The sequence below is a fragment of the Streptomyces sp. S07_1.15 genome (genome assembly GCF_020739505.1).
Lineage (GTDB): Bacteria > Actinomycetota > Actinomycetes > Streptomycetales > Streptomycetaceae > Streptomyces > Streptomyces xinghaiensis.
Window position 1 is genome coordinate 3,955,114 of record NZ_JAJBZK010000001.1, and the last position, 12,699, is coordinate 3,967,812.

Genomic DNA, 12,699 nt, shown 5'->3' on the forward strand with positions numbered 1-12,699 from the left:
GGCGGTCTCCCGGGGGGAACGCGGGGGTCCGCCCCGCGGCGGCCGCTCAGGCGAGCAGATCGTCCACCTGCGCCTCGCCCTCCCGGTAGCGGCGGGCGATTTCGGCGCTGCAGTCGTCGGCCGTCCGCTGCGTCACCCGCCGCCGGACCGACACCTGCTGCTCGCAGCGCAGCAACCGGCCGATGCCGGAGCGCAGTTCGGTGTCCGTACGGGCGTGGAGGTCGGAGAGGCCGATCTCGGACAGCATGTCCTCCGCGAGCCGCCGGTACTCCTCGCAGTGCGGGGTGCTGAGCGTCACATGGCGGGCCGAGGAGCGGACCGGCGACGGCTCGTCCGCCAGGATCCGCGACAGCCGCCGCAGGTCGAGCCGGTTCGCGTCCCCCGAGTCGGGTGTCGCGCGGCGGGCCAGCTCGGCGCGGAGGATGTCGATGCGGCCCTGGAGCAGCCGGCGCACATAGCTGAGGTCGGCCTCCTCGCGCCGGGCCCGCTGCCGCAGCGAGCGCAGCTCGGGCAGGGTCAGCAGGCCGAGTTCGTGCAGCGCGGACCCCGGGGGCGAGGCCGTGCGCTGGAGCGGCGGGCGCGGCTGAAGGGCGTCGGCCTGGTGGAGCATGGGCCCATCCTCGGTACGAGACGGATCGAAGCGAGGTGCTGCGGTGGCGGCTGCGGTGGCGGCCGCGGGGCGGGCGCCGGGATCCGGCGGGCCGGCCGGTCCGTGCCCGGGTGTCTGGCCGGCGCTGGTTGTGCTCATCTGTGTCCCCTCCGTTCGGTACGGCCCCGTATCGGCGGGAGACGTACCGTGTGTCTGCATCGTGCCACTGTGAGTGCTGCACGTGCATGGCCAGCGCACCCGATCGAACCCGGTTGGCCGCAGTGCATGATGGTCCGTATGCGTGCGGTGGTACAGAGAGTGAGCGGTGCGAGCGTCGTCGTGGACGGCGAGACGGTCGGCGAGATCCGGGGGCGCGGTCTGTGCGTGCTGGTCGGGGTCACGCACGACGACACGAAGGAGAAGGCGGAGCGGCTGGCGCGGAAGCTGTGGACCGTACGTCTCTTCGACGGCGACGGCGACGGCGAAGGGGACGGGGACGGCGGCGGGGGAGCGGGCGGGGACGGGGAGAGCGGCGCGCCGGGTCCCGGGTCGGAGAAGTCCTGTTCCGACCTCGGTGCCCCGCTGATGGTGATCTCCCAGTTCACTCTCTACGGTGACGCGCGCAAGGGGCGCCGGCCCACCTGGAACGCGGCCGCACCCGGGGAGCTCGCCGAGCCGCTGGTGGACGAGGTGGTGGCGCGACTGCGGTCGCTGGGCGCGCGGGTGGAGACCGGGCGGTTCGGCGCGGACATGAAGGTCTCGCTCACGAACGACGGGCCGTTCACGGTGCTGCTCGAAGTCTGAGCGCGGGCGGGGTCCGAGCGCGGCCGGGCGGCCGCCGTCGTCACCCGCCGCCGGGCCCCGCGGCGGGAGCCGTCCCGGACGCGCCGCCGGGCTCCGCATCCGAGATCGCGCCGGGGTCCGCGCCGGGGTCCGCGCCGTCGTCGTCCGGCACCCGCACGGCCACCACGGCGATGTCGTCGTTGCTCTGCTCCGCGACCCCCTCGATCAGCTCCCGGCAGAAGTCGGCCAGCGGCACGGTCGCGAGCCCGGCGGCCTTCCTGCGCAGCCACGCCAGTCCGTCGTCGATGTCCTGCCCCGGGCGTTCGATGAGGCCGTCGGTGTAGAGGAACACGGTGCAGCCCGGCGGCAGCGGTTCGACCGAGCTGTTGCGCACCAGGTCGGTGGCGAGCCCGCCGAGCAGCACGTCCTGGCCCTGGTCGAGGAAGCGCGCGGTGCCCTCGGGCCCGACCAGGAGCGGCGGAGGATGCCCGGCGACGCTGTAGTGCAGTTGCCGTCGCCCGCCGGGCGCGTGTTCGACCCGGGCCAGCACGCACGTGGTCGTCGTCTCCTCCGGGTTGAGGATCCGGGTGCCGAGGTCCAGCCGGCGCAGGATGTCCCCCGGCGGCTCCTGCCGGTCCACGACGAGGCCGCGCAGCATGTTGCGCATCTTGCCCATGGTGATGGCCGCCGCGAGGTCGTGGCCGGCGACATCGCCGATGATCAGCGTGACGGCACCGTCGGGCAGGACGAACGAGTCGTACCAGTCGCCGCCGACCTCGTCGGCCATCGCGCTCGGCTCGTAGCGGGCGATGATCTCCAGGTCGTCCAGCCGGGGCGGTTCGGTGAGCAGGCTCTGCTGCAGGGCCAGGGCGATCCGCTGGGTCCGGCGGTATTCGAGGATGTGGCCGAGTGAGGGTTTCGACTGGTCGATCAGATCCCGGATCAGCGTCAGCTCGGTCGGGCCGAGCGGCGGCCGGTCACCGCAGACGTAGGCCGTGAGGACGGACACCACGACATCGCCGACCGTGATCGGGACCATCACGATGTCGTGGACGCCCACCGCGTTCGCCCAGGTGAGAGTGCCGGGTGGTACGTCATCGGGCTCGGCGGCGCCGGGCCGCGGATGCCGGTGGACCGGCCGCCGTTCGCGGACCGCCAGGTCGAAGGCCGAGTCGCGGGCCACCCGCTCCTGGCGCGGTGGTGCCGGGGCCATCTCCCCCGTCACCAGCCCGTCGCGGACGGAGACGGCGACCCGGTTGACGAGGAACGACTGGTCGGTGAGGGGCTCCGTGGGCTCGGCGAACAGGTAGAGGCCGCACCCGTCGGCCAGTTCGGGCACGATCGCCTCCCCCAGCGAGGCCAGGGCCTCCTCCACGCGGGTGGACTCGGTGACCGCCGAGGAGACCCGGGCCAGCAGATCCTTCCGGCGGTCCACCTGCCAGCGGTCCTCGATGTCGGCGCAGGCGCCCACCCACTCCACGACCCGGCCGCTCTCCCGGACCGGCACCGCGCGCAGCTCGAAGTGGCGGTACGAGCCGTCCGCGTGCCGCAGCCGGCAGGTGTGGCGGAACAGCTGCGGGACCTCCTCGACCGCCCGTTCCCAGGCCCCGGCCAGCTCCTGCCGGTCCTCCCGGTGGGCGCTGTCCAGCCAGCCGTTTCCGCGCAGCTCCGGCGCGCTCAGACCGGTGGCCTCCTGCCAGGCCGGACTGCTCTCGGTGACCAGACCCGCCGGATCGGCCACCCACACCATCTGGGTGCCGGCCGTGACCAGGCTCTCGTAGCGCTGGAGGGCCCGGCGGCGGGTCTCGGCGAGCGTCCGGATCTGCTCCCGCGCGGTGACCTCCGCGGTGATCTCCAGGGCGACGAAGAGGACGCCCTGCTCCTCCGGGCCACCGCCGCCGTCCCGCGGGGCGGCCCGGGACATGCTGATGGTGAAGTACCGGTCCCGTACTTTGCCGTACTTGTCCCTGAGCCGGACCGGGGAGTCCGAGGTGACGCGGAAGGCCTTGCCGGTCTCCAGGACCCGTTCCGCCCAGTCGAAGGCGACCGCCTGCTCCAGATCGGGCAGCGCCTCCCGGGCCGGTACGCCCAGCGGCCGGTCCCCGTAGAGCTCCTTGTACTCGGCGTTGGTGTAGGCGAGCAGCAGGCGCGGGCCCATGAAGAGGGCCACCGCGACCGGCGCCTTGTCGAGGAGGTACAGGGCCGGGGCCGCGGGCACCGTGCTGTCGGAACCTGTCATCGCCATCCCCGGAGGACATGCCCGGCGGCTCGGCCTGCCTCCGCTGAGACGCCCGGCTATCGGTCTGCGGCCGTATGCGGCAAATATCCCATTGATCCGGGGCGCTTTCACGCCGCACACGGATCCGGTGCGCCGTCCGGTCCCGGACCGGCCCCGGACCCGGCCCTGGACCGGCCCCGTCCCGGGCGGTTCTACGGCTCGACCACGACCTCCTGGGCGGCGGCCGTGCCGTCGGCCAGAAGAGTGGCGTCCACCGGGACGTTCCGCTTGATCAGGGCGAGCGCGATCGGCCCGAGCTCGTGGTGGCGGGCGGAGGTGGTGACGAAACCGAGCTGCCGCCCGTCCGGGCCGTCCGACGCCAGCCGCACCGGGGCGCCGTGCCCCGGCAGCTTCACCTCGCTGCCGTCCAGGTGCAGGAAGACCAGCCGGCGCGGCGGGCGCCCCAGGTTGTGGACCCGGGCCACCGTCTCCTGACCGCGGTAGCAGCCCTTCTGCAGGTGCACCGCCGTGTCCAGCCAGCCCAGCTCGTGCGGGATGGTGCGGTGGTCGGTCTCCATCCCGAAGCGCGGCCGGTGCGCCTCGACGCGCAGCGCCTCCAGCGCGAGCGTGCCCGCGGCCGGGCCGTGGGACCGGGCGAACTCCTCCAGGCCGGCGCGCGGCAGGAAGAGGTCGCGGCCGTACGGGGTCTCCCGGACGACGACGCCCTCGGGGGTCTCGGCGATCGAGCCGGCCGGGAGGTGGACGACCGCGTAGTCGTCCGTCGCGTCGGCGACCTCCACCCGGTAGAAGAACTTCATGCTCTCCAGATAGGCGATCAGCGCGCCCTCGGTACCGGGCTCCACATGGGCCCAGGTGGTCGCGCCGTCGTCCACGAGGTGGAGCGCGTGTTCGATGTGGCCGTGGGCGGAGAGGATCAGGGCCTCGGTGGCCCGGCCCGGCGGCAGCTCGCTGACGTGCTGGGTGAGCAGCAGATGCAGCCAGCTCAGCCGGTCGTCACCGGTGACCGTGACGACTCCGCGGTGCGACTGGTCGACGAAGCCGGTGCCGTCGGCGAGCGCGCGCTGCTCCCGGAACGGATCGCCGTAGTGCGCGGCGACCCCCTCGTCGGGGGCCTCGGCGGCGACGGCGCCGGGCAGCGACAGCAGAGGGCTGGCTCGGTGGTGTGGCTGCTCCATGGGACCAGCCTACGGCCCGGCCTCCGGACCGTCCGTCCCGCGGGGGCGGGAGGCCCGCGCGGTGGCCCCGCCGGGGGCGTCCGGGCCGGCGGTGACGGCGGCGGGCCCGGCCGTGCCGGTGGCCGTGTCCCCGTCCGTGTTCCCGTCCGCGCCGGGCGTCTCCGCCGAACAGGCCGCGCACCGGCCGAAGATGGCGAAGTGCTTCATATCGGTCTCGAAGCCGAAGGTTTCCCGCAGCCGCGCCGTGAAGGCGTCCGCGACGGAGAGGTCGGCCTCGATCACCTCCGAGCAGTCCCGGCAGACCAGGTGCAGATGGTGGTGCCGGTCGGCGAGGTGGTACGTCGGCGCACCGTGCCCCAGATGCGCGTGGCTGACCAGGCCCAGCTCCTCCAGGAGCTCCAGCGTGCGGTAGACGGTGGAGATGTTGACGCCCCCGGCGGTGCGGCGCACCTCGGTGAGGATCTCGTCCGGCGTCGCGTGCTCCAGCTTGTCCACGGCCTCCAGTACGAGCTGGCGCTGCGGGGTCAGCCGGTAGCCGCGCTTCCGTAGATCGCTCTGCCAGTCGGTGGTCACCACACGGCCAGTGTAGGAGCCCGGCCGGGACGGGGGCGGCGCACAGCGGAACGGGGGCGCGGAACGGGGCGGGGACGGAGCGCGGGACGGACCGGAGGACGGACCCGAGGACGGACCCGAGGACGGACCGGAGGACCGGGCGGGCCCGGTGCTCGCGCGGCCCCGGTACGGCACGTCCGGTACCGGCCGTTCACCGGGGCATCCGGAACCGTGCCTTCCCGGGGGGTTGACCCGGGAGTCGAACATCTGGAGGGTTACGGATGCTTTGTCTTTCGGTCTGTGCCGACCTTCCCCCACCGGCCGTGCTCAGCCGTCACTGAGCGCATCCGTTCCGTAGAGCTGTAGGTCTGGCCGGGGGGTCTCCCCGGCCCGGGAGGTGGGCCCCATGAGGCAGGCGTCGTCACTGGACGTGTCGGATGGCGCGGAGCTGCGGACGTACCGGACGAGGCTGGTCGCGGTGCCGCAGCGCTTCGCGCTGGCCCGCAGGTCCGTCGGGGCGCAGCTGCGGCTCTGGGGCTACGACGGCCTGGTCGACTCCGCCGCCATGTGCGTCACCGAACTGCTGGCCAACGTCCACCGGCATGTCAGCTCGCACGAGTGCGGTCTGATGCTGCAGGCGCTGCCCGAGGGGGTGCGGATCTCCGTCAGCGACCGCTCGCCCGCCCTGCCCGTCGCGGAGGACGAGCCGGACTGGCACGCGGAGCGCGGGCGCGGCCTGTTCCTGCTCAGCCGCACCGCCGACCGCTGGGGCTCCGAGCGGACACCGACCGGCAAGGAGGTCTGGGTCCTGCTCCTGGACCCGGACGCCGCTCCCCGGGCGTGACACCGGGGGCGGCACCCGCCCGCTCCGGGCGGCCGGGCCGGACGGCCGGCCGGGCTACTTGAAGAAGGCGATGCCGTCGTCCGGGAGGTCCCCGAGGTCCTTCGCCCAGGTGCTCGGGTCGACGACCTTCTTCAGATGCGCCGACATGTACGGGCGCAGCTCGACCTCCGGGGTGGCCTTCTCGCCCACCCACATCAGATCGCTCTTGACGTAGCCGTAGAGCCGCTTGCCGCCCGAGTACGGGCCGGAGGCGGCGGTGCGGGCCACGGCGTCGGTGGCCAGGTCGATCTGCGGCTTCTGGTCCGCCAGTTCGCCGTACCAGACCTCGACGACACCGTCCTGCCGGACCATGACGACCTCGACCTTGCGCTCCTTGTCGATCCGCCAGAAGCCCTTCTCGGACTCCAGCGGACGGACCTTCTTCCCCTCCGCGTCGAGCTCCCAGGTGTGCGAGGTGTACTCCAGGAAGTCCCGGCCGTCGTGGGCGAAGGTCACCTCCTGGCCGAAGTTGCACTTCTCCGCGCCCGGGAAGTCGTGGACGCCCGCGCCCTCCCAGTCGCCGAGGAGGAAGGCGAGGGGGACGAGGTCGGGGTGCAGGTCGGACGGGATTTCGATCATGAGTTCAGGCCCTGGCGATCTGTGGGGTGCGAAAGAGGTCGGTCAGCGCTGACCCTGGTACAGCTTCTTCCAGGTCAGACCGGCGAACGCGAGCACACCGACGACGACCAGGGCCAGCAGTACGGTGAAGAATGCCTCAAGCACGGGAGCGCGCCTCTCGGAACGGGGGAACGACGGACCTCTCCCGAGTCTAGTCGGCACGGTCCGGGGCGGCGGTGTGAGGTCCACCGCCCCGGGACCGGGCGCCTCCGCCGGGCGGGCCGGGGGAACGCGCCCGTTCCCCGCTCCCGCTCGCCCGCCCGGCTGCTCGCCCGGTCAGCCGAGCAGCCGGGTCTGGAGGACCACCGTCTGCTGGAACGGCACCTCCGGGGTCTCCCCGGGGCTCGACTGGACCACCAGGGCGATGGTGTCGCCCGCGGTGATGTACGCGTGCCGGACCTGCCGCTTGCCGTAGGGCTCGGTCTCGTCGTAGACGTACCGGCTGCCGTTCTCGGCGCGGACGCCGGCCGGCCAGTCGCTGTTGAGGGCCGACTGCGGCGCCTCCACCAGGTCGGCCTTCGCCAGGAGACCGGTGGCCGCGAACGCCTCGCTGTAGGCGTGGTCGGCCAGGCCCTCCGTATTGAACCGCAGCAGGTGGATCCGGGTCCTGGTGCCGTCCGGCATGGTCCAGCCGCGGGCGGCGATGTGGCGGCAGGAGTTCTCGGTGAGCTGCTCGCGGACCTCCCGGCGGTAGTCCTCGTCGTACTGCCGGAGGAAGTCCTTCATCGCCAGCCAGCCGTCCTCGACGGGCAGCAACCGGTCCGGTTCCGCCCCGGCGGGTGGCTGGAGGAGGAGATCCCGGGAGTCCGCGTGGTGCACCGCGGCGGGGTTGTCCTCGTCGAACGGGCCCGGGGCACCGGCGGGCAGGACGGGCGGCTCCAGCGGACCGTAGTCCCAGCGGCCGTCGTGTTCGGTGCCCAGACCGGGCAGGTCGGTGCGCTCGGCCTGCGACAGTCCGTAGCCGACGCCTCCCGCCAGACCGGCGAAGACGAGGGTGGCGGCGGTCCACCGCAGAACGGCGCGCAGGGTGCGGCGCTCGGGGCGGGGAGCCGGGGCGGCGGCGGTGGGGGCCGCTGACTGCGGGGCGGTACCGGGTGCGGAGCCGGTTTCCCGCTGCGGGCCCGGGCCGGGCTCCGGCTCCGGCTCCGGCTTCGGCTCCGGCTTCGGGTCCGCCGCTTCTGCTTCCGGAAGCGGCTGCGGATCCGGCACCGGCTGGGGCTGGGGCCGGGGAGCGGGTGCGGTCTCCGGGGTCCCGGGCGGGGTGGTGCCCTCCGGCTGCCGGGGGGCCTCGGAGTGGGGGGTTCCGGTCTCGTCCGCCCCGGTCCCGCGGGTCTCGGTCCGTTGTGTCTCGGTCACACGTACTCCCCGGGGGCGGTGATGTGGTCGAGCTGGTCCTTCATCAACCCGGCCATGTCCTTCGCCGGGAGCGGCTCGGCTCCGCCGACGATCAGGGTCACCAGGAGGTCGTCCACCTGGGCCATGCAGTTCATGCTGGTCAGGCCGTTCTTCTCGGGCTTGGGGGCCAGGAGGCAGGTCGCGTTCTTGTGGTCCTTGACCCGCGGCCCGTCGCGGAAGATGCCCAGCAGTTCGTACATCTGTGCATACGACTTGTTCAGCTCGCGGGCGCCCGCGCGGTTCTTCATCCGCATGATCTGGATCTCGGTGACGGTGCCGTGCTCCTCGGAGTAGTACGTGCGCCCGGCCAGACCCTCGATACGCAGCTTCTTCAGCACCCGCTCCCGCTCGCGCCGCTGCTTCGCGGGGAGGTCGCGCCCGCTCTCCCTGATCACCGCGCGGGCGTCCTCGCCGGTGAGGGAGTAGTCGTTGCCGAACTCGCCGATGTCCGGTCCCGGGGCGTGGTCCCGCGGCATCGGCAGCAGCCGGCCGGCCAGGGCACGGGCGTCGCCGGGCGCGGTGGCCCGGGTCCCGTCCTTCCCGTCCTTCCCGTCCTTCCCGTCCTTCCCGGTCTTCTCGCTCTTCTGCTCCGTCCCGTCCGTCTCGTCCGACCCGGATCCGGCCCACACCACGGTGGGCGCCGTCCGGTCGGCGGCATCGAGCTTCTGGACGGCGTACACGGTGCCGCCCCCGACCGCGCCGAGGCACAGAAGGACGGCCAGGCCGGTCGTGAGGGCCCGGCGGCCCGGCCGGCGCGAGCGGCCCGGCGGGCCGGACGGCGGAGGGTCCGCGGCGGCCGGCGGGAGGGCCCCTGGTGCCGGTTCGGCGGGGGGCATGGGCCCGGGTGGGGTCACGGGGTCGTTCACAGGTGCTCCAGTTGCCGCTCGGCGAGGGACATGATCGTGCCGCGGCCGATGGCCTTCTGGCTGTAGACGGAGATCTCCATGACGATGTCACCGCGCCGGGCGAGCGCCCGTGCCGCGTACACCGGCAGATAGCCGGCCTCGGTGTGCGGCCGGTCGTAGACGTAAGCGCGGCCCTACGCCGTCCCCGGGATCGGTTCACCGTCGTTGCCGGCGAACCCGCCATCGCTCATGTACCACTGCTGGCTCGAGAGGAAATCCACGGAGTACGGAGTCTGGGAATCCCGGAACTGGATGAGCCGGATGGAGACCAGGGCCCCGTCGCCCTTCTCCCAGCTGACGGCCGCGATGCGGCGCAACCCGTCGTGGGCGAGCGCTTCGAACATGCCCGCCGGATTGTTGAAACCCTCCGCGTAGCGGGCCGGCGTCATCCAGTCCCCGTCCGGGGCGCCCGGCGGGGTCTGGGCGCCTTTCGGCTTCTTGAGCAGCAGCTTGCGCAGATCGCCGCCGGTGCGCACGATCCGGTCCTCGCGGGCCGACAGCGGCTCGGGGCCGTCCTTGTCGCCGGCTGCTTCCGGTGTGCCCGGACCGGGCTGGGAGAGTGGCGGGAGCGGGGTGGGCGGCCGGTCGTACTGGACGGTGTAACCGGTGATGACGCCGGTGAGCACGCCGAGCACCGCCGCCCCGGCGATCAGTGCCGCGGTACGGCCTCGTGGCCGGGGTGACCGGGGCCGGCTGGCGGGTGCGGTCTCCGGCAGCGGCTCGGCGGGAGTCCCGTCGTGAGCCGCCGCTGCCGCGGGTCCGGCGGGCGGCTCCGGTGGTGCGGGCGGCGGCGCGGTGGCCGGCGCGGCCGGCGGTTCCGTGGGGGGAGCCCCGGGCGGTTCGACGGGTGGTCCGGTGGGTGGAATGGGTGGCACGAGCCCCTCGCCTACGGGGTGGAACAGCGCACACGGACCCGGTCCGGGGGATCCACCCCTCTTGATCTGTCGGTTGGTACGGGCCCTGACACGCGACCTCACCGAATGGTTGTACGAGAGGGGGTCCTAGAGTGAACGCATGGCGAAGAAGCTCGTGATCAAGGTGACGGCCGGGGCGGACGCGCCCGAGCGGTGCTCGCAGGCGTTCACGGTGGCCGCGGTCGCCGTGGCCAGCGGGGTGGAGGTCTCCCTCTGGCTGACCGGGGAGTCGGCCTGGTTCGCGCTGCCGGGGAAGGCGGCCGAGTTCGAACTGCCGCACGCCGCTCCGCTGCCGGACCTGCTCGACGCGCTGCTCGCGGGCGGCCGGGTCACGCTGTGCACCCAGTGCGCGGTCCGCCGCGGCATCGAGGAGAAGGACACCCTGGAGGGCGTGCGGATCGCGGGCGCACAGGTGTTCGTCAGCGAGGCCATGGCGGACGACACGCAGGCGCTCGTCTACTGACGGCGGAGACGGCCGGAGACAGCCCGGACGCGCACCGGGCCGTGGGCGTCAGCCGCGGTCGTGGCGGTCCAGCTCCCGCCACCAGCGGTCCGACTCCGGGTCACCGGACTCGTCCCACCAGCGGTCCTCGGGGCCGCGCCGGTTGGCGACGATCGCGGCGACGGGCGGGATGGCCGCGGCGACCACGCACATGGCGATCGCGGCCGCCACCGACCACAGGCGCACCACGGCCCAGGCCGTGACGAAGAGGGTCAGGCACGCGCCCATGAGGATGAAATAGCTGCGCCGGCGTCGCGCGTACATCTCTCCAGCGTACGACCGGAAGGGCCGTACGGCTCCCGTCCGGGGCGGAGTCCCGGGGCGCGCGGGGGTGTTCGCGGTACACGGCACGGAGGGCCGCGCCCCGGGGTGAGCGGGGAGCGGCCCTCCGTGGCGGCCCTGCTGTGAGCCGCGCCGTGTCATGCCGTGCCGGTCGGTGCCGGCCCGTACCGCCGTCAGACGGCGATGGAGACCTCGGCGAGGCCGCCCTTCTGGGCGACGACCTTGCGGTCGGCGGTGCCGCCGGGGACGAGGGCGCGCAGCGTCCACGTGCCCTCGGCCGCGTAGAAGCGGAACTGTCCGGTGGCCGAGGTGGGGACCTCGGCGGTGAACTCACCGGTGCTGTCCAGGAGCCGTACGTAGCCGGTCACCGGCTCGCCGTCGCGGGTCACCTGGCCCTGGATCGTCGTCTCACCGGGCTTGACGGCCGAGGTGTCCGGGCCGCCGGGCTGTGCTCCACACATGTGCTGTTCCTCCGGTCGATGGGGTACGGCACCCTCGGGTGCCGAACGGGCGGGGCCCGATGGTTACTTGGCGGGGCCGAGCTCGATCGGCACGCCGACGAGCGAGCCGTACTCGGTCCAGGAGCCGTCGTAGTTCTTGACGTTCTCCTGGCCCAGCAGCTCGTGCAGCACGAACCAGGTGAGGGCGGAGCGCTCACCGATGCGGCAGTAGGCGATGGTGTCCTGGGAGAGGTCGACGTCCTCCGCCTCGTAGAGGGCCTTCAGCTCCTCGTCCGACTTGAAGGTGCCGTCGTCGTTGGCGTTCTTCGACCACGGGATGTTGCGGGCGCTCGGCACGTGGCCGGGGCGCTGCGACTGCTCCTGCGGCAGGTGCGCCGGGGCGAGCAGCTTGCCGCTGAACTCGTCGGGGGAGCGGACGTCGACCAGGTTCTTGGCGCCGATCGCGGCGACGACGTCGTCGCGGAAGGCCCGGATCGAGTTGTCCTGCGGCTTGGCCCGGTACTCGGTGGCGGGGCGCTCCGGGACCGCGGTGACCAGGTCGCGGGAGTCCAGCTCCCACTTCTTGCGGCCGCCGTCGAGCAGGCGGACGTCCTGGTGGCCGTAGAGCTTGAAGTACCAGTAGGCGTAGGACGCGAACCAGTTGTTGTTGCCGCCGTAGAGGACGACGGTGTGGTCGTTGGCGATGCCCTTGGCGGAGAGCAGCTTCTCGAAGCCGGCCTGGTCGACGAAGTCGCGGCGGACCGGGTCCTGGAGGTCCTTCTGCCAGTCGATCCGAATGGCGTTCCGGATGTGGTTCTTCTCGTACGCCGAGGTGTCCTCGTCGACCTCGACGATGACGACCTCGGGGTCGTCGAGGTGGGCCTCGACCCAATCGGCGTCCACCAGAACGTCGTTGCGGCTCATGTGTCTTCTCCTCCGGGGCAGTTCGGGGCGGTTCGGGGTGGTACGCGCCCCGGGGCCGGGAGCTCCGGGGCGGCTGTGGGAATCCGGGTGGCGCTGGTTCGCTCGTTCGCGGGGTGCGGAGGTGCGGGACCGGCGCTCGCGCGGGGGCGGTCGGCGGCCGGACGGCACGCGGTCCTGCGCCCCGGGGGGGCGGGGAGGGCCTGCGAGGCCGGGGAAACGGGAGTGGTCACCCGCTCAGAGAGAGCGACACAGCATGGCGGCGACACGGCACAGGTCGACTGCCCGCCGCTTCGTGAGATCCGCCTGTCGCTTCATGGGCCCGATCGTAGGGAGCCGTGGCCGGTCGTGTCACCGGCGTGTCATATGGCGAGATGGAAAAGTCCGTGATGTGGGATGGTGGGCCCCGGGGGAGACCCGGTGACGTGCGGCGCGGCCGGGTGGGGCGGGGCTTTCCGGGGCGCGGACACCGCCGTCTCGGCTTTCGGGACGGTCGGTGAA

At 73.1% G+C, this 12,699-nt stretch carries 16 protein-coding genes; 3 read left to right on the forward strand and 13 right to left on the reverse strand.

The window, feature by feature from the left end:
- Positions 1–46: 46 nt before the first annotated feature.
- A complete protein-coding gene (locus LIX60_RS17070; RefSeq protein ID WP_227959188.1) occupies positions 47–748 on the reverse strand; it encodes a hypothetical protein in 702 nt (233 codons plus the stop codon).
- A 138-nt stretch (positions 749–886) separates the two neighbouring features.
- Between LIX60_RS17070 and LIX60_RS17075 the strand changes: the two genes are divergently transcribed.
- Positions 887–1,393: a D-aminoacyl-tRNA deacylase gene (locus tag LIX60_RS17075; RefSeq protein WP_227959189.1), complete on the forward strand. Its 507-nt coding sequence runs from the start codon at positions 887–889 to the stop codon at positions 1,391–1,393.
- 40 nt (positions 1,394–1,433) lie between these two features.
- Here LIX60_RS17075 and LIX60_RS17080 read toward each other — a convergent pair whose 3' ends face one another.
- The 3 genes from LIX60_RS17080 to LIX60_RS17090 all read right to left on the reverse strand — a co-directional run bounded on the left by LIX60_RS17080 (position 1,434) and on the right by LIX60_RS17090 (position 5,362).
- Positions 1,434–3,611 carry a SpoIIE family protein phosphatase gene (locus LIX60_RS17080; protein WP_227959191.1) on the reverse strand — a complete coding sequence of 726 codons (2,178 nt, stop codon included), beginning with the start codon at positions 3,609–3,611 and terminating at the stop codon, positions 1,434–1,436.
- Positions 3,612–3,802: 191 nt separating this feature from the next.
- A complete protein-coding gene (locus tag LIX60_RS17085; RefSeq protein ID WP_227959193.1) occupies positions 3,803–4,786 on the reverse strand; it encodes a folate-binding protein YgfZ in 984 nt (327 codons plus the stop codon).
- A gap of 9 nt (positions 4,787–4,795) precedes the next feature.
- On the reverse strand, positions 4,796–5,362 hold the full coding sequence (locus tag LIX60_RS17090; RefSeq protein WP_227959194.1) for a Fur family transcriptional regulator: 567 nt from the start codon (positions 5,360–5,362) through the stop codon (positions 4,796–4,798).
- Positions 5,363–5,744: 382 nt separating this feature from the next.
- Here LIX60_RS17090 and LIX60_RS17095 point away from each other — a divergent pair, with 382 nt between their 5' ends.
- On the forward strand, positions 5,745–6,182 hold the full coding sequence (locus tag LIX60_RS17095) for an ATP-binding protein (protein ID WP_227959195.1): 438 nt from the start codon (positions 5,745–5,747) through the stop codon (positions 6,180–6,182).
- Positions 6,183–6,236: 54 nt separating this feature from the next.
- Here LIX60_RS17095 and LIX60_RS17100 read toward each other — a convergent pair whose 3' ends face one another.
- The 5 genes from LIX60_RS17100 to LIX60_RS17115 all read right to left on the reverse strand — a co-directional run bounded on the left by LIX60_RS17100 (position 6,237) and on the right by LIX60_RS17115 (position 9,765).
- On the reverse strand, positions 6,237–6,800 hold the full coding sequence (locus tag LIX60_RS17100; protein ID WP_019707093.1) for an FABP family protein: 564 nt from the start codon (positions 6,798–6,800) through the stop codon (positions 6,237–6,239).
- A gap of 315 nt (positions 6,801–7,115) precedes the next feature.
- Complete coding sequence (locus tag LIX60_RS17105; protein WP_227959196.1) at positions 7,116–8,195, reverse strand: hypothetical protein; 1,080 nt, start codon at positions 8,193–8,195, stop codon at positions 7,116–7,118.
- Entirely contained in the window at positions 8,192–8,914 is a 723-nt protein-coding gene (locus LIX60_RS17110) for a hypothetical protein (protein ID WP_227959197.1), read from the reverse strand. Before LIX60_RS17110 ends, LIX60_RS17105 begins: the two co-directional genes overlap by 4 nt.
- A 182-nt stretch (positions 8,915–9,096) precedes the next feature.
- Positions 9,097–9,222, reverse strand: coding sequence for a hypothetical protein (locus tag LIX60_RS31485; RefSeq protein ID WP_265584878.1), 126 nt, complete (start codon positions 9,220–9,222; stop codon positions 9,097–9,099).
- 51 nt (positions 9,223–9,273) lie between these two features.
- Entirely contained in the window at positions 9,274–9,765 is a 492-nt protein-coding gene (locus tag LIX60_RS17115; protein WP_227959198.1) for a hypothetical protein, read from the reverse strand.
- A gap of 388 nt (positions 9,766–10,153) precedes the next feature.
- Between LIX60_RS17115 and LIX60_RS17120 the strand changes: the two genes are divergently transcribed.
- Positions 10,154–10,516 (forward strand): DsrE family protein, encoded by a 363-nt coding sequence (locus LIX60_RS17120; RefSeq protein WP_019707090.1) that lies wholly within the window; start codon positions 10,154–10,156, stop codon positions 10,514–10,516.
- 48 nt (positions 10,517–10,564) lie between these two features.
- Here LIX60_RS17120 and LIX60_RS17125 read toward each other — a convergent pair whose 3' ends face one another.
- From LIX60_RS17125 to LIX60_RS31950, 4 genes are all read right to left on the reverse strand, one after another.
- A complete protein-coding gene (locus tag LIX60_RS17125; RefSeq protein ID WP_043466493.1) occupies positions 10,565–10,819 on the reverse strand; it encodes a DUF3099 domain-containing protein in 255 nt (84 codons plus the stop codon).
- A gap of 191 nt (positions 10,820–11,010) precedes the next feature.
- Positions 11,011–11,298, reverse strand: a complete 288-nt coding sequence (locus LIX60_RS17130; protein WP_043466490.1) for a DUF1416 domain-containing protein — start codon at positions 11,296–11,298, stop codon at positions 11,011–11,013.
- Positions 11,299–11,361: 63 nt separating this feature from the next.
- Positions 11,362–12,201, reverse strand: a complete 840-nt coding sequence (locus tag LIX60_RS17135; RefSeq protein ID WP_227959199.1) for a sulfurtransferase — start codon at positions 12,199–12,201, stop codon at positions 11,362–11,364.
- 234 nt (positions 12,202–12,435) lie between these two features.
- Positions 12,436–12,516 (reverse strand): putative leader peptide, encoded by an 81-nt coding sequence (locus LIX60_RS31950; protein ID WP_362475060.1) that lies wholly within the window; start codon positions 12,514–12,516, stop codon positions 12,436–12,438.
- Between the last annotated feature and the right edge of the window lie 183 nt (positions 12,517–12,699).